This window comes from Paracoccus homiensis (genome assembly GCF_900111675.1).
GTDB lineage: Bacteria > Pseudomonadota > Alphaproteobacteria > Rhodobacterales > Rhodobacteraceae > Paracoccus > Paracoccus homiensis.
Genome location: NZ_FOHO01000007.1, coordinates 1 through 15,068, shown reverse-complemented (window position 1 = coordinate 15,068; position 15,068 = coordinate 1). Strand labels below are relative to the sequence as shown.

Genomic DNA, 15,068 nt, shown 5'->3' with positions numbered 1-15,068 from the left:
TCTTGCGGCCCCGCCGCAAGGCCCGCGCAACCTGTTCGACGGGGACGGCGTTGGTCGACATGAAACAGTCGCGCCACATCGTCCACATTGCCGCCTCCGCCGCCTTCATGCTTAGCGGTCTGGGCTTTGGCCTGCTGAACGATCGGCGGGCCGAGGCGGTCATGTCGCCCCCCTCCAGCGCGTCACTGTCGATGTTCAGCGACGCGGGCGGCACGTGGCAGAACGCGATTGATCTGCCGCAACTGTATATCAGTCCCCAGAACCTGCTGATGTGGCTGCTGCTGTTTGCCCTGTGGGCGGTGGTGGCGCTGGATGCGGTGGGCCAGATGCTTGACCCGGCCGATCCCGATCCGAACAGCTCGCCGGTCTGGGCGCCGCTGGTGGCGACGCTGGTTCTGGGCGCGATCTGGCCCTGGCTATATCGCGACCTGCCGCTGCTGTCTACGCTGGTCGCCATCGGGGCGCTTGCGGCGGCCCTGTTTGCCGCGACACAGGCGCGGCGACGGCAGCGTCCGGCAATCAGCTTTCTGGCAGGCTGGACGACCGGGGTGGTGACCGCCGCGATGGCCGGACTGGTCGGCACCATGTTCGGGCTGTCCATCGGCGAAGCCGCGATCATGGCGATCCTGCCCGGCGCCGCGCTTGGCATCGCCGTTCAGGCACAGATCGGTCCCTCGATCGGCTTTCCCGCCGCGATGATCTGGGGGTTCTGCGGGCTGGCCGTGACCACGATGGGCACCAACCCGATCATCGCGCTGGCGGCCATTGCAGGGATTTCCGCAATGGCCATCGTGCTGATTCACGCAGCCAGTTAGCTGCCTTTCGGCTTCTGCCGGTTCTTGTGCTTGGACAGCGCACCCGACTGATTGATCTTGTCGGCCTTGTGCCGATAGGGGTTCACGGTCCCCTGATCGCGCAGGAACAGACGGATCGGCGTGCCCGGCATGTCGAAATCCTGCCGCAACCCGTTGATCAGATAGCGCTGATAGCTGTCTGGGATCTTGTCGGTATGCGTCGCCTTGACCACGAAGGCGGGCGGGCGCGTCTTGACCTGCGTCATGTAGCGCAGACGAATGCGTCGGCCACCCGGCGCCGGGGGCGGATGGCTTTCGGTCATCGCCTCAAGCCAGCGGTTCAGCTTGGCGGTCGACACGCGCCGGTTCCAGACCTCATGCGCCTTCAGGATCGCGTTGTGCAGACGATCCAGCCCCTTGCCTGTCTTGGCCGAAACCGTGACCAGGGGCGCGCCCTTCAACTGCGGCAGCAGCTTTTCAAAGCTGGCGCGCAATTCGTTCAGCTTGTGCGGCTTGTCGTCTTCCAGATCCCACTTGTTCGCGGCGACCACGACGGCACGGCCCTCGGTCTCGGCGAAATCGGCGATGCGCAGATCCTGCTGTTCAAACGGAATCGCCACATCCAGCAGCACCACGACCACCTCGGCAAAGCGCACGGCGCGCAAACCGTCTGCGACCGACAGCTTTTCGACCTTGTCGATGACCTTGGCCCGCTTGCGCATTCCCGCCGTGTCAAAGATCCGCATGGGCGTATCCATGAACTGGGTCGTCACGCTGATCGAATCGCGCGTGATCCCGGCCTCGGGGCCGGTCAGCAGACGATCCTCGCCGATGATCTTGTTGATCAGGGTGGACTTTCCGGCATTCGGACGGCCGATCACCGCCAGTTGCAGCGGACGCGCGGCACTGGGCCGCCAGTCCTCGGCACCCTCACCGCTTTCGGCATCCTCTTCGGACAGTTCGACATCGGTTTCGGCGGCGATGGGCGCGGGGCGTTCCGCCTCGACCACCTCGGCCAGCGGGACAAGCGCGCGATACAGGTCGTCCATGCCTTCGCCATGCTCGGCCGAAACGCGCAGCGGGTCGCCCAGTCCCAACCCGAATGCCTCCATCGCGCCGTCTTCACCGGCGCGACCTTCGGCCTTGTTCGCGGCAAGGATCACGTGTTTCGCGCGGCGGCGCAGGATATCGGCGAAATATTCATCTGCCGCGGTAACACCGGCCCGCGCATCGACGACGAACAGGCAGATATCGGCCTCGTCCACGGCGCGTTCGGTCAGGCGGCGCATCCGGCCCTGAAGGCTATCGTCTTCGGCCATTTCCAGGCCGGCGCTGTCGATCACGACAAAGCGCAGATCGCCCAGGCGGCCCGCACCCTCGCGAAGGTCGCGCGTGACGCCCGGCTGGTCGTCGACCAAGGCCAGCTTCTTGCCCACGAGGCGGTTGAAAAGGGTCGATTTGCCGACATTCGGCCGACCGACGATGGCGAGAGTAAAGGTCATCTGTAAGCGTTCAACTGGCCGTCCCGAGAGACGACGTAAAGGGTCTGCCCGGCCACGACAGGCGCTGCCGCAGCGCCGCCCGGAATGGCGGCCTGCCCGACAAGCTGGCCCGAGGCCGGATCGAAAGCACGCAGGATACCGTCCGAGGATGCGACGAACAGCCGCCCCCCGGCCAGAACCGGCCCGTAATGGGCATAGATCTTGTCCTGACGTTTGGTTTTCTGGTCCGTATAGTATGGAAGCTCGATCCGCCAGATGACTCCGCCGGTGGCGGCGTCCAGACGGATCAACTGCGCTTGATCATTGACGGCAAAGACGGACCCGCCTGCCACGACCACGGGACCATTGGCTCCGTCGCGGCTGTTCCAGCTGCTAAGCCCGTCGGCCATCCCCACGGCGCTGATTCGCCCCGACGAGGTGCCGCTGAACACCTGCCCGCCCGAAATCACCGGATCCCCGGTCACATCGCGGATCAGCGATATGGCGCGGCCGACCCGCTTGCCCGCGACCTGCGCGGTCCAGCGGGTTTCGCCGGTTTCGGTATCGGCGGCAAGCAACTGTCCCGACGAGAAGGGGAAGATCACCGTATCGCCCTGCACCGCGGGCACCGCGACGCCCATGATCCCCGACGAGGACGGCGTGCCCGTCGTCTGCCACAGGACCTTGCCGTCCGAGGCGCGCACCGCCCAGCCGACATTGTTGCGCGCCACGATATAGACGACGCCGTTCTGCACCGCCGGACCGCCACCGATCGGGGCCTCGACCCGCTGGCGCCACAGCACCGCGCCCGAGGCCGCGTCCATCGCGACCAGCTGGCCGAAGCCGGTGGTGACATAGACGCGCCCGCCCTCATAGGCGATGCCGCCGCCCGACACGCTGTTGGCGTTTTCGCCCGCAGGGGTGATGTCGGTCGACCATGCGGTGCCGCCCGACTGCGCGGTCGCGGTCACCGTCGCGCGGCTGTCCAGCGTAAAGACGCGCCCTGCCGCCACGATGGGATCGGCGCTGATGCGATGCCGCTTGCCATTCCCCGCACCGATCGGGGCCGACCAGATCCGCTGGGTGCCCGCGCCCAGGGCAACGTGACCGGGCTGATGCGCGGCATTGCCGCCGCGATGGGTCCATTCGGCATTGCCGCGCGGCGCGGCCAGCGACAGCGCGGTCGAACTGACCGGCGCCGGGCCTTCGACGGCGGGACCATCGGGCGAGGTCACGGCAAGCGGGTCCAGCCGTTCGCCCGGCAGAATGATCTCACGATCTCCGCAGGCGGCCACGGCCAGCAACGCCGAAACAGCCATCGTCAGTCGAAGCGTGGCGGTCATCCTTGCTCTCCCTCGCGTCTTGTCCTTGGCCGTCAGTTCGACGGCAGATTGTCGGTCAGGTCTGGTTCGACACCCAGCGCGATCATCATCTCGGAAAGACGGCGACGCAAGGGCTCGCTCAGGCCCGATTTCTGTTGAATCTGACGGATCAGGCTGATGGCATCCTCGGTCCGGCCCGCCTCGATCAGGGCAATGGCCTTCTGTTCAAGGGCCAGCAGTTCGAACGGGGCCCCGGTGCGCGACAGCTGCGACAGGATCTGGTCACGCTGCGACGGGTCCATCTTGCCGCCCTGCAACATCACCAGTTTCAGCTGTGCAAGATCGCGCAGGACCGGATCGCCCTCGCCCGTGTCGGACAGGTTCTGCAACGCCTCGACGGCGGCGTCGGTGCCACCGGCCTCGGCCCATTCACCGGCGGCCAGAAGCCGCAGCAGGGCTTCACGCGCTTCTGATCCCTGCGGATCGACCTTCAGCAAGGCCGCCGGATCGCCCGAGGCCTCGGCGGCCAGAACCGCATCGCCGAAATCCTGCGCGGCGGCCTTTTCGCGCGCCACGCTGACCTCGCGCCAGATCGCGCCGCCGACAATGCCGACAATCACCACCCCCGCGATCCAGCCATAGCGGCGGAAGGCCGCGAAAAGGCGGTCGCGGCGCAGGTCTTCTGTCACCTCGTCGATAAAGCTGTCATTCTGGTTGGCCATCGGCGCCTTCCGGTCGTTAGCAAGTCGTCCGCCGTCTTATACCGCGTGCGCGTGAATTGCCAATGCCGCAAGCTTTGGCCGCATCAACATCTTGCGCAGGGTTGCCGTCAGCGCATGAAAAGGCCCGCCAACCGACGGGTGGGCGGGCCTGAAACGATCTGGCGATCCGCAATCACATGCGCGATGCGACGTTTTCCCAGTTCACCAGGTTGTCGAGGAAGTTCGACAGGTATTTCGGACGCGCATTGCGGAAGTCGATGTAATAGCTGTGTTCCCACACATCGCAGCCCAGCAGCGCCGTCTGGCCGAAGCACAGCGGGTTCACGCCGTTCTCGGTCGAGGTGACGGCAAGCGAGCCATCGGCGTTCTTGACCAGCCATGCCCAGCCGGAACCGAACTGACCCGCGCCCTTTGCCGAGAATTGCTTCTTGAATTCGTCAACCGAGCCAAAGCTTTCGGCCAGCGCCTTTTCCAGCTCGGACGGCATGGCGGCGTTGTTCGGGCCCATCATTTCCCAGAACTGGGCGTGGTTCCAATGCTGGCTGGCATTGTTGAAGATGCCGTTCTGCGCCACGGCGTCCTTCTGGTAGGTACCTTTAACGATATCTTCCAGCGACTTGCCTTCCCACTCGGTGCCCGAGATCAGCTCGTTCAGCTTCTCGACATAGGCGTTGTGGTGCTTGTCGTGGTGGTATTCCAGCGTCTCTTTCGACATGCCTGCACCGGCCAGTGCGTCGTGGGCGTAAGGAAGATCGGGAAGGGTGAAAGCCATTTTCCTCTCCTTTCTGAAAGGTTTGAGCCTCTGAGGTCGGGCGCACAGTCCCGCATTCGCGCCCTCAACGCAAGGGGGGCACGCAGGTTCCGGCACGCGGACAATCGACCGACCCTTCACCAAGGATTAAACCTTGCACATTACCCTGGCGCCAGATGCGAAGGGGATTACGAATGGCCGCCACAGACATGACGATGCAGGATCATCTGCGCGACCTTCTGAACGCGGGGGAATTCCGGCTGGCGCTAAGCCGCGCCCATGCAGCGCTGTCGGATCAGCCGGGAAATGGCGACCTGTGGTATCTGGCCGCCGCTGCCGCACAACAGCTGGGCGCGGCGGAACTGGCGATGAATTTTTCACTTCAGGCGGTCGCGCTGTTGCCGGACAACGCCGCCGCCCATGCCCAACTGGGTGCGCTGTGCCTGTTGCAGGGTGATCCCAAGGCTGCCGTGCGCTGCTATCGGCAGGCAAGCGTGCTGCAATCGCGCGATGCGGCGCATCATGCCGGGCTTGGCCTGGCGCTGTGGACCCTGCGCGATCTGCCCGCCGCAGAACAGGCCCTGCAAACGGCACGGCGCCTGAACCCGAAAGAGGCCGTGCCGCGCAACCTTCTGGGCGTGGTGCAGGATGCGATGGGGAACAAGGACGCGGCTCTGGCGACCTGGCAGGCCTTGGCAAAATCGGCGCCGCATTATCTGCCTGCGCGGGTGAACCTGATGTCGACATATATGGCGCGGCGGGATTACCCAAGGGCGCTGCGATCCTGCGAACATGCGATCCGCCTGGATCCGCAGGATGACGACCTGCTGACCACCCGCATCTACCTGAAAAAGAAAATTGCCGACTGGTCCGCCCATGACGATTTCCGCGCGTGGCGGGCGGATCGCGCGACCTGCGGCAAGCCCGCCGATCCCTGGTCCCTGCTGGCGTTGGCCGATGATCCCGCAGCCGCCCGCCAGCAGGCCCGCGCCCATGCCGACAGCTTCGCGACCCTGCGCCACAGACCGCAGCCACGCCCGGCGGATGGCCGGATCAGGCTGGGCTATGTCACCAGCGACGTGATGGACCATGCCACGCTGCACCTGCTGACCGGCGTACTGGAACATCACGACCCGTCCCGGTTCGAGGTGCATCTGATCGCGCTGAACGCGCCCGACAATGCCGCGATCACGCGCCGCGCCATGGCTGCGACACGGGTGCATCAGTTGAACGGTCAGTCAGATGACCAGATTCTGGATCTGCTGCGCGGGCTGCATCTGGATATCGCCGTGGACCTGAAAGGGTTCACGCAGGACGCAAGGCCGCAATTGTTCTGTACCGGTATCGCGCCGGTGCAGATCAATTATCTGGGCTATCCGGGCACGCTGGCCGGGTCTGGCTGGGATTACCTGATCGCCGATTCGGTGCTGATCCCGCCAGACTGGCGCGGATGCTATGACGAGGCCGTGATCTACCTTCCCGACAGTTATCAGCCCACCGACAATCGCCGCGCGGCCCCGCCCCTGACCACCAGCCGCGCGGATCACGGCCTGCCCGACACTGCGGTCGTGCTGTGCTGTTTCAACGACCCCTACAAGCTGTCACCCCGCGAATTCGATATCTGGGCGGCGCTTTTGCGGGATAGTCAGAACACTGTCCTGTGGCTGCTGGCGTCGAACCCCTGGGCCGAACAGAACCTGCGGCGCGAGGCGGCGGCGCGGGGGCTGGACCGCGATCGCCTGATCTTTGCGCCCAAAGTCCCGCAACAGGCGCATCTGGAACGGCAGCAGCACGCCGATCTGTTTCTGGACAGTTTCAATTACACGGCCCACACCACCGCCAGCGATGCGCTGTGGATGGGTTTGCCTGTCCTGACGCTGCAGGGTCGCCAATTTGCCGCAAGGGTTTCGGCAAGCCTGCTGACGGCGGCGGGCCTGCCCGATCTGATCGCCGGGTCGGTTGACGACTACCAGGCCAAGGCCCGGGACCTGCTGCGAAATCCAGACCGCCTGCGCGCGCTGCGCGGGCGCGTTTTGACCGCCCGCGACACATCGCCCCTGTTCGACACCGCCCGCTATACCCGCAAACTGGAGGCGGGCTATGCAACGACCGTGGCACGGTGCCGCGCGGGGCTGCCGCCACAGGATATCCGCCCCTGACGGCCCTAGCGCGGGGCCAGCTGGCTGCCCGGAATGGCTGCGTTCCGCAGGATCAGGTGCAGGTAATCCGCGGTCGAGCGGAAGCCGAACACGCGAAACCCGCCCTCGACGCGCCAGAACCCTGCCGCGGTCTGGGCCGCCCGACTGCGACGCAACCCATCCGCGGGCATCGCCGCCAGATCGGCGGGACTAAGCTTTGCGATGACATCATCGGCATGTGGTCCGATCACATCGAACACAGCCCGCAAATCGGACACATCGGCCACCAGGGCATGTTCGCCCGCCAATGCCTGTTCCAGCGCGGTCTGTGCCTCGCGGTGGTCCTGTGCCGGCAGGATCAGCAGCAATTCGTCCGGCGACATCCAGCCCAACCAGCGGCTGCCGTCGGTGGTGATCCGGGTCATGTCCGGCAGGGCAAGTCCCGCCGCGTCGGCGATCGCCTCGCCTGCCCGCGCCAGATCGGCGCGAATGGAGATCATGCCCAGCCCGTCGACACGGGTCACGGTTGCAAGCGCCTCAGCCATTCAGACGGGCTCCTTCCTTGTCGTAGAACACCGGATCGCAGATGCGGCCCTTCAGCACCTCGCCCGAAGGCATGGGGAATTCGATCACCTGCCCCATCCTTTCGGTGCCATGCCGCACCAGCGCCATGGCAATCGGACGGTCCAGCGTCGGGGAATGATAGCTGGAGGTGACGCGTCCCTGCGTCTTGCGCTGGCCATTCGGGTTCACGCCCTCATCGACCGCATAAGCGCCATCGGGGATCACCCGTCCGTCAAGGCTTTCAAGACCCACAAGCTGCCAGCGGGACCGATCCTTCATATGGCTGCGGGACTGCGCGCGTTTCCCCAGGTAATCGGTCTTTTTCTTGCTGATCGCCCAGCCAAGGCCAAGATCCTGCGGGATGATCGTGCCGTCGGTTTCGTCACCGATCATGATGAAGCCCTTTTCGGCCCGCATCACATGCATCGCCTCGGTCCCGTAGGGGGTGATGCCAAGATCGCGCCCGGCTTCGTGCAGACGTTCCCACAATTCCAGCCCGCGACTGGTCGGAACGGCGATTTCATAGCTAAGCTCGCCCGAAAAACTGATCCGATAGACCCGCGCGGGAATGCCCGCGATGTCGCCCTCGGCCCAGGTCATGAAGGGCAGCGCGTCCTGCGACAGGTCGATGCTGCCCGGCAGGCGTTCCAGAACCTCGCGGGCCTTCGGACCGGCAATGGCGATCTGGGCGTATTGTTCGGTCAGGTTGGCGGTATAGACCTGCCAATCCCACCATTCACATTGCAGCCAGTCCTCCATATGCCCATGGATCCGGTCTGCGCCGCCCGTGGTCGTGTGGCACAGCCAGCTGTCTTCGGTCAGGCGCACGACGACGCCATCATCCATCAGAAAGCCGTTCTCGCTGCACATCAGGCCATAGCGGCATTTTCCGACCGGCAGCGTCGACATCATGTTGGTATACATCATGTCCAGGAACCGCCCCGCATCCGGCCCCTTGACCAGAATCTTGCCAAGGGTCGAGGCGTCCAGCGTGCCGACCCCGCGCCGCACGGCCAGGATCTCGCGGTTGACGGCGGCGTGACGGTCCTCGCCACCCTTGGGATAGCAATAGGGCCGCCGCCAATGGCCAACCGGTTCCCAGGACGCGCCATTGCGGGCGTGCCAGTCATGCATCGGCGTCTTGCGCAGCGGCTGAAACGCCTCGCCCCGCGCATCGGCGGCGATTGTCGCCAGCGTCAGCGGCGTATAGGGCGGGCGGAAGGTGGTGGTGCCGGTCTGTGGGATCGGCTGGTTCAGCGCCTTGGACAGGACCGCCAGCCCGTTGATATTGCTGACCTTGCCCTGATCGGTCGCCATGCCCAACGTGGTATAGCGCTTGGTATGTTCGACGCTGGCATAACCTTCGCGGGCGGCCAGTTCGACATCGCTGACCTTCACGTCGTTCTGAAAATCCAGCCACATCTTGGACCGCAGCTTGTAGGGCGCGTTCCGCGGCATGCACCAGACGGGCATGGTCGGCTGTTCGGCGCGTTCCAGATCACCCGCACAGCGCAGATCGCCATTGGCGGCACCCGTGGCGCTGACATTGCCCTGACCGTCGGCCCCCAAGGGCGGACGTTCGGGGTTCGGGCGGAACATGGCCTGCGGCTCGTCCCAGGTCAGCTTGCCGCCGCAATGGCTCCATAGATGGACAACGGGGGACCAGCCGCCGGACATCGCGACCACGTCGCAATCGATGCCGCCGGTTGCCTTGCCCTCGCCCTCGGCGTCGCACAGCACGACGCCCTCGACATGGCGGCCACCTTTGACCTTGGCGATGCCGGTGTTCATCAGCACAGGAATATTGCGCGCGCGGGCCGCCTGCGGCAGGTCGCCATCGGCGGTACGACGGGCATCGATCACGCTGACCTCAAGACCGGCATCGGCGGCGATCAGGGCGGTGCGATAGGCATCGTCGTTATTCGTCACGACCACGACCCGCTGACCCGGCGCGACGCCGTAATCCACGATCATGTCGCGCACCGCCGAGGCCAGCATAACACCCGGCACATCGTTGCAGGCAAAGGCCAGCGGGCGTTCCAGCGCACCGGTGGCGGTCACGACATGACCGGCACGGATGCGCCACAGGCGTTGACGCGGGATGCCCTGATTGGGGTCGTGATCGGCCAGCGCCTCGCGCGCCAGAAGATAGCCGTGATCGTAAAGGCCCGTCGCCATGGTGTTGCGGCGCAGGGTGACATTGCCGCGCCCGCGCAGATCGGCCAGCAGATCGTCGATCCGCGCCTGACCGCCCGGATGATCGACCGGCGTGCGCCCGCCCCAGATGGCAGTCTGTTCCAGAACCAGAACGCTGCCGCCCTGATCGGCCGCACGCTGCGCAGCCAGCAGCCCCGCGATCCCGCCGCCCACGACGACCGTGTCCACATGGGCATAGGCCTGTTCGTAACGATCGGGGTCGGGATCGGTCGGCGCACGGCCCAGACCCGCGCTGTGACGGATGATCGGTTCGAACACATGCTTCCAGAAGGGGCGCGGGTGGATGAAGGTCTTGTAATAGAAGCCCGCCGGGAAAATCGGCGACAGCCAGCTGTTGACCGCCCCGATATCCGCATCCAGCGACGGCCAGCAGTTCTGGCTGCGCAGCATCATGCCGGGCAGCAGCGCGGTGGTGGTGGCGCGCTGGTTCGGTTCGAACCGCCCCCCCTGCCCCAGACCGAACAGGGCGTTGGGTTCCTCGGCGCCGCTGGCGATCGGGCCGCGCGGGCGGTGGTATTTGAAGGACCGACCCATCAGCATCTGACCATTGGCCAGCAGTGCCGATGCCAGACTGTCGCCCTGCAACCCGCGCAGATGGCGACCGTCGAAACGGAACGGAACCTGGAAGGCGCGATCGATCAGGCGACCGCCGCGGGCCAGTCGGAAAGGGGGCGTATGGCTCATTCGGCGTCGGCTCCTGCGGTTTCGGTCCAGTCGGGCTGCCAGTCGGGATGAACATCGCGGATGGCCGCGACGATCCGGGCGGGGGGGTGCGGCGTCTGGGCGGAATAGGTGCCATAGACCTGCAGCGTGGCGGTATCGCGCGCGGCCAGAAACCACTTGCCGCAGCCATAGGCATGGCGCCAGCGTTCGAAATGTACGCCCTTGGCGTTCTTGCGGGCGAACATGTAATCCTCGAACTCATCGTCCGAGCCTGCGGGCCCCACCCGTTTCAGATGCGCCTCGCCGCCCGGTTGCAGTTCGGTTTCCTCGGCCTTAACGCCGCAATAGGGGCATGTCAGGATCAGCATGGCGTCGTCCTTGGGCAAATGGTGGTCGGCGTGCGCGTCCTTGTCGGACGCAGACATGCAAAAGCCCGAGGGCGGCGCCCCCGGACCTTGCAATCATTCGGTGCGGCCGGGCTTGTCCCCGGCGCATGCGGATCAGTTCGACGCGGGTTCGGTCCCCGCATCGGCAGGCGCGGCATCTGCCGGTGCTGCATCTGTGACCGGGGCCTCGGGTGCGGCGTCGATGGTGACATTGGTTTCTTCCGAAGCCGGGGCATCGGCCGCCGTGTCCACGTCACCGCCGGACATGAAGAAGAAAAGAAGCGCCACGACGACGACGATACCGCCGACGATGAAATACAATCCGTTGTTATTGCTGCCTTCGGCCATGAGGGATCCTCTTGGTTGAACATTTGATGTCCGACCAATCCCGAAGGCAGGGGGCAAGTTCCACACGCAGAGGTCATTCGGCGGATCCGTGCCTAATGCGCGACGCCGGCGGCGACGGATTCGTCGATAAAGCGGCCTTCGCGGAACCGGTTCAGGCCAAATTCCTCGGCCAGCGGGCCGGGGCGGCCATTGGCGACCAGTTCGGCCATGGCCCAGCCAGAACCGGGGATCGCCTTGAACCCGCCCGTGCCCCAGCCGCAATTCACATAGATGCCGCCGACCGGCGTCGTCGACAGGATGGGCGAGCGGTCGCCCGTCATGTCCACGATCCCGCCCCATTGGCGCAGCATCTTCAGGCGGCTGATCATCGGAAAGGTCTCGACCAGCGCGCGGACGGTTTCCTCGACATGGTGCCAGCTGCCGCGCTGGGTGAAGTTGTTGAACCCGTCGGTGCCGCCGCCGATGACCATCTCGCCCTTGTCGGATTGCGACAGATAGCCGTGAACGGTGTTCGCCATGACGACCACATCCATGCAGGGTTTGATCGGCTCACTGACCAGCGCCTGCAGGGCGACGCTTTCGATGGGCAGGCGGAACCCGGCCATTTCGGCCAGCTGGCTGGAATGCCCGGCCACGACCATCGCCAGCTTGTCACAGCCGATGCGCCCCTTGCTGGTATTGACGGCGCGGACCTGCCCGCCCTCGGTCTCGACCCCGGTGACCTCGCAGTTCTGGATGATATGCATGCCCATGTCGGAACAGGCACGGGCATAACCCCAGGCCACGGCATCATGGCGCGCGGTGCCGCCGCGTTCCTGATAAAGCCCGCCCAGAACGGGATAGCGCGGCCCGTCCAGATTGATGATCGGCACCAGTTCCTTCAGGCGTTGGGGATCGACCCATTCGGTGCTGACGCCTTGCAGGTTGTTGGCATAGACGGTGCGCTTGTAGCCGCGCACCTCATGTTCGGTCTGCGCCAGCATGATCAGCCCGCGCGGACTGAACATCACGTTATAATTCAGGTCCTGCGACAGGTTTTCATACAGTTTCAGCGCTTTGTCATAGATCGCCGCCGACGGGTCCTGCAGATAGTTCGACCGGATGATCGTGGTGTTGCGCCCGGTATTGCCGCCGCCCAGCCAGCCCTTCTCGATGATCGCGACATCGGTGATGCCGAAATTCTTGCCAAGGTAATAGGCCGTCGCCAGGCCGTGCCCCCCTGCCCCGACGATCACGACCTTGTATCTGTCGCGCGGCTGGGGACTGGCCCAGGCACGCTGCCAGCCTGTGTGCTGTCGCAACGCCTCGCGGGCGATGGCAAAAACGGAATAGCGGCCGGAACGCGGTGCTGTCGGCATGATCACCCCATCGAAACTTGTCGCAACCATGCCGCCCCGCGCGCGACCTGACAACACGTCAAGCGGCCTAATCACGCCAAAATGCGACACCGTCTCGCAGGCTTGTCAGACCCGTTGGGCTTTCGCCGTCGCGTGAAACCGGATAACCCGTGCGCAGACCACGGAGGGCGAATGATGTTCTGGCTTTTCTGCGCATTCCTGACGCTGGCGGTCGGTACCGCCATCGCCGCGCCACTGCTGCGCAGAGCCGCGACCGACGCACAGGATTCGGCGGCCGCCTTTGATCTGCAGGTCTATCGCGATCAGCTGCGCGAGGTGGATCGCGATCTGGAACGCGACATCATCAGCCTTGACGAAGCCCAACGCCTGAAAACCGAAATCGGCCGCAAGGTTCTGGATGCCGATCGCCGCATGGAGACCGATGCCACCCGGCGCCGCACCGGCAACGCGCTGGCCGCGCTGACGATGCTGGGGCTGCTGCTGGCGGGCACCTTTGCGCTGTATCTGCGCGAGGGTCAGCCCGGATCGCCCGACCTGCCCATCGCCCGCCGGATCGCGCTGGCCGAACGGGCCTATGACTCGCGCCCCGATCAGGCCGCCGCCGAGGCCGCCGCCCCGGCCGTCCCCACCCCCGAGGTGGACGAGGATTACGCGACGCTGGTGCAGGATCTGCGCGATGCGGTCGCGGCCCGCCCCGATGATCCGCAGGGCCTGACATTGCTGGCCACCAGCGAGGCGCGGCTGGGCAACATGACCGCCGCCCGCGAAGCACAGCAGAAACTGGTCGATCATCTGGGCGACAAGGTGTCGGCCGGGCAATTGCTGCAACTGGCCGCGCTGATGACCGAGGCCGCGGGCGGGCTGATCACGCCCGACGCCGAAGAGGTGTTGGCACGGGCGCTGCAAAAGGACCCGCGCCTGCCGCAGGGCCGCTATATGCTGGGCCTGTTGCAATTGCAGAATGGCCGTCCCGACCGCGCCTTTCCCGTCTGGCGCCGCCTGCTGGAAGAAGGCCCACCCGACGCGCCCTGGAACCAGCCCATTCAGGCCAGCATCCGCGATCTGGCATGGCTGGCCGGCCAACCCGATTACGTCCCGCCCGAGGCCGCGCCCGCGCTGCCCGGCCCCGACGGCGATCAGATGCAGGCCGCCGAGGACATGTCGCCGCAGGATCGTCAGCAGATGATCGAAGGCATGGTCGCGCGGCTGGAAGGCCGGCTTGCCGAACAGGGCGGCACGCCGCAGGAATGGGCCCGGCTGATCGGCTCGCTTGCCGTGCTGGGCCAGACCGACCGCGCCAGGGCGATCTATGCCGAGGCCCAATCCCGTTTCGGCGACGCCCCCGAGGCGATCGCCCCCATCAACACTGCCGCAGAACAGGCTGGACTGATCCAATGATCTTCGAAGACATCACCGAAATGGCCGAAAACCTGCCCCGGATGGGCGCCCTGGCCGGTCTGGATCTGGGCACCAAGACCATCGGTGTCGCGGTCAGCGACAGCCTGCGCAGCGTCGCCTCGCCGCTGAAGGTCATCAAGCGGCGCAAATTCACGCTGGATGCCGAAGACCTGCTAAAGATCGTGACAGAGCGCAGTCTGACCGGCCTGATCCTTGGCCTGCCGCGCAACATGGACGGGTCAGAGGGCCCCCGCGCGCAATCCACCCGCGCCTTCGCCCGCAACCTGTCGCGGCTGACCGATCTGCCCATCGGGTTCTGGGACGAACGCCTGTCCACCGTCGCCGCCGAACGCGCGCTGCTGGAGGCCGACACATCGCGCGCAAGACGGGCCGAGGTGATAGATCAGGTCGCGGCAGGCTATATTCTGCAAGGCGCACTGGATCGGCTGCGGCATCTGGGCCAAAGCGGTCATGTCTGATCGTCGCGCGATCCCGCCGCACAGCCCGCCCAGCCCCTGCGTGAACATCTGCGTCATGCACAAGACGCGCGATCTGTGCGTGGGCTGTTTCCGCAGCCTCGACGAGATCGCATCCTGGGGCAGCATGGCCCCCGCCGCCCAACGCGAGATCATCGACCAGCTGCCGGCGCGCCGCCAATCGCTGAAGCGGCGTTAGGATCAGGATGCATTGATTTTGGTCGCACGGCGTGATTCACGGCTCAGAAAATGGAGCGGTGACATGAGCGACCTCTACTGGCTGACTGACGAGCAGATGGCCAAGCTCACCCCTTTCTTCCCGAAGTCGCACGGCAAGCCACGGGTTGATGACAGGCGGGCTCTGAGTGGGATTATCTTCATCAATCGCAATGGGTTGCGCTGGCGGGATGCGCCTGCCGCCTATGGTCCGCACAAGACGCTCTACAGCCG

15 protein-coding genes are annotated in these 15,068 nt (G+C 65.5%); 6 read left to right on the top strand and 9 right to left on the bottom strand.

What is annotated here, in order from left to right:
- Positions 1 to 59 precede the first annotated feature (59 nt).
- Positions 60 to 815, top strand: coding sequence for a hypothetical protein (locus tag BMX67_RS10830; protein WP_139206497.1), 756 nt, complete (start codon positions 60 to 62; stop codon positions 813 to 815).
- Here BMX67_RS10830 and der read toward each other — a convergent pair.
- From der to BMX67_RS10810, 4 genes are all read right to left on the bottom strand, one after another.
- Entirely contained in the window at positions 812 to 2,296 is a 1,485-nt protein-coding gene (der, locus tag BMX67_RS10825) for a ribosome biogenesis GTPase Der (RefSeq protein ID WP_090734819.1), read from the bottom strand. The two genes, BMX67_RS10830 and der, sit on opposite strands and share 4 nt — an antisense overlap.
- A complete protein-coding gene (locus tag BMX67_RS10820; RefSeq protein ID WP_090734818.1) occupies positions 2,293 to 3,618 on the bottom strand; it encodes a PQQ-binding-like beta-propeller repeat protein in 1,326 nt (441 codons plus the stop codon). Before BMX67_RS10820 ends, der begins: the two co-directional genes overlap by 4 nt.
- A 32-nt stretch (positions 3,619 to 3,650) precedes the next feature.
- Positions 3,651 to 4,319 (bottom strand): tetratricopeptide repeat protein, encoded by a 669-nt coding sequence (locus BMX67_RS10815; RefSeq protein WP_090734816.1) that lies wholly within the window; start codon positions 4,317 to 4,319, stop codon positions 3,651 to 3,653.
- Between the two features lie 172 nt (positions 4,320 to 4,491).
- A complete protein-coding gene (locus tag BMX67_RS10810) occupies positions 4,492 to 5,091 on the bottom strand; it encodes a superoxide dismutase (RefSeq protein WP_090734815.1) in 600 nt (199 codons plus the stop codon).
- A 173-nt stretch (positions 5,092 to 5,264) separates the two neighbouring features.
- Between BMX67_RS10810 and BMX67_RS10805 the strand changes: the two genes are divergently transcribed.
- On the top strand, positions 5,265 to 7,229 hold the full coding sequence (locus BMX67_RS10805) for an O-linked N-acetylglucosamine transferase, SPINDLY family protein (protein ID WP_175479878.1): 1,965 nt from the start codon (positions 5,265 to 5,267) through the stop codon (positions 7,227 to 7,229).
- Positions 7,230 to 7,234: 5 nt separating this feature from the next.
- Here BMX67_RS10805 and BMX67_RS10800 read toward each other — a convergent pair whose 3' ends face one another.
- The 5 genes from BMX67_RS10800 to BMX67_RS10780 form a co-directional block, all read right to left on the bottom strand.
- Positions 7,235 to 7,753, bottom strand: a complete 519-nt coding sequence (locus BMX67_RS10800; RefSeq protein ID WP_090734812.1) for a sarcosine oxidase subunit gamma — start codon at positions 7,751 to 7,753, stop codon at positions 7,235 to 7,237.
- Entirely contained in the window at positions 7,746 to 10,673 is a 2,928-nt protein-coding gene (locus BMX67_RS10795; RefSeq protein ID WP_090734810.1) for a sarcosine oxidase subunit alpha family protein, read from the bottom strand. The genes BMX67_RS10800 and BMX67_RS10795 overlap by 8 nt, the downstream gene beginning before the upstream one ends.
- Entirely contained in the window at positions 10,670 to 11,020 is a 351-nt protein-coding gene (locus BMX67_RS10790) for a sarcosine oxidase subunit delta (RefSeq protein ID WP_090734809.1), read from the bottom strand. Before BMX67_RS10790 ends, BMX67_RS10795 begins: the two co-directional genes overlap by 4 nt.
- A 132-nt stretch (positions 11,021 to 11,152) precedes the next feature.
- Positions 11,153 to 11,386, bottom strand: a complete 234-nt coding sequence (locus BMX67_RS10785; protein ID WP_090734807.1) for a hypothetical protein — start codon at positions 11,384 to 11,386, stop codon at positions 11,153 to 11,155.
- 92 nt (positions 11,387 to 11,478) lie between these two features.
- Positions 11,479 to 12,744 (bottom strand): sarcosine oxidase subunit beta family protein, encoded by a 1,266-nt coding sequence (locus BMX67_RS10780; protein WP_090735065.1) that lies wholly within the window; start codon positions 12,742 to 12,744, stop codon positions 11,479 to 11,481.
- A gap of 171 nt (positions 12,745 to 12,915) precedes the next feature.
- On the opposite strand from BMX67_RS10780, the gene ccmI reads away from it, so the two are divergent.
- From ccmI to BMX67_RS10760, 4 genes are all read left to right on the top strand, one after another.
- Entirely contained in the window at positions 12,916 to 14,142 is a 1,227-nt protein-coding gene (gene ccmI / locus BMX67_RS10775) for a c-type cytochrome biogenesis protein CcmI (RefSeq protein WP_245739424.1), read from the top strand.
- Entirely contained in the window at positions 14,139 to 14,621 is a 483-nt protein-coding gene (gene ruvX, locus BMX67_RS10770; RefSeq protein ID WP_090734805.1) for a Holliday junction resolvase RuvX, read from the top strand. Before ccmI ends, ruvX begins: the two co-directional genes overlap by 4 nt.
- The gene (locus tag BMX67_RS10765; protein WP_090734804.1) at positions 14,614 to 14,817 is read left to right on the top strand and encodes a DUF1289 domain-containing protein; all 204 of its coding nucleotides are present in this window, start codon (positions 14,614 to 14,616) and stop codon (positions 14,815 to 14,817) included. Before ruvX ends, BMX67_RS10765 begins: the two co-directional genes overlap by 8 nt.
- Positions 14,818 to 14,880: 63 nt before the next feature.
- A partial coding sequence (locus tag BMX67_RS10760) for a transposase (protein WP_139206495.1) occupies positions 14,881 to 15,068 on the top strand: 188 nt, incomplete at its 3' end.

Bases quoted from the DNA above. Each gene is read 5' to 3' on its own strand.
- der (WP_090734819.1), bottom strand. From the start codon at position 2,296: ATGACCTTTACTCTCGCCATCGTCGGTCGGCCGAATGTCGGCAAATCG.
- ruvX (WP_090734805.1), top strand. From the start codon at position 14,139: ATGATCTTCGAAGACATCACCGAAATGGCCGAAAACCTGCCCCGGATG.
- BMX67_RS10805 (WP_175479878.1), top strand. From the start codon at position 5,265: ATGGCCGCCACAGACATGACGATGCAGGATCATCTGCGCGACCTTCTG.
- BMX67_RS10815 (WP_090734816.1), bottom strand. From the start codon at position 4,319: ATGGCCAACCAGAATGACAGCTTTATCGACGAGGTGACAGAAGACCTG.
- BMX67_RS10820 (WP_090734818.1), bottom strand. From the start codon at position 3,618: ATGACCGCCACGCTTCGACTGACGATGGCTGTTTCGGCGTTGCTGGCC.
- BMX67_RS10785 (WP_090734807.1), bottom strand. From the start codon at position 11,386: ATGGCCGAAGGCAGCAATAACAACGGATTGTATTTCATCGTCGGCGGT.
- BMX67_RS10800 (WP_090734812.1), bottom strand. From the start codon at position 7,753: ATGGCTGAGGCGCTTGCAACCGTGACCCGTGTCGACGGGCTGGGCATG.
- BMX67_RS10810 (WP_090734815.1), bottom strand. From the start codon at position 5,091: ATGGCTTTCACCCTTCCCGATCTTCCTTACGCCCACGACGCACTGGCC.
- BMX67_RS10765 (WP_090734804.1), top strand. From the start codon at position 14,614: ATGTCTGATCGTCGCGCGATCCCGCCGCACAGCCCGCCCAGCCCCTGC.
- ccmI (WP_245739424.1), top strand. From the start codon at position 12,916: ATGATGTTCTGGCTTTTCTGCGCATTCCTGACGCTGGCGGTCGGTACC.
- BMX67_RS10795 (WP_090734810.1), bottom strand. From the start codon at position 10,673: ATGAGCCATACGCCCCCTTTCCGACTGGCCCGCGGCGGTCGCCTGATC.
- BMX67_RS10780 (WP_090735065.1), bottom strand. From the start codon at position 12,744: ATGCCGACAGCACCGCGTTCCGGCCGCTATTCCGTTTTTGCCATCGCC.
- BMX67_RS10790 (WP_090734809.1), bottom strand. From the start codon at position 11,020: ATGCTGATCCTGACATGCCCCTATTGCGGCGTTAAGGCCGAGGAAACC.
- BMX67_RS10830 (WP_139206497.1), top strand. From the start codon at position 60: ATGAAACAGTCGCGCCACATCGTCCACATTGCCGCCTCCGCCGCCTTC.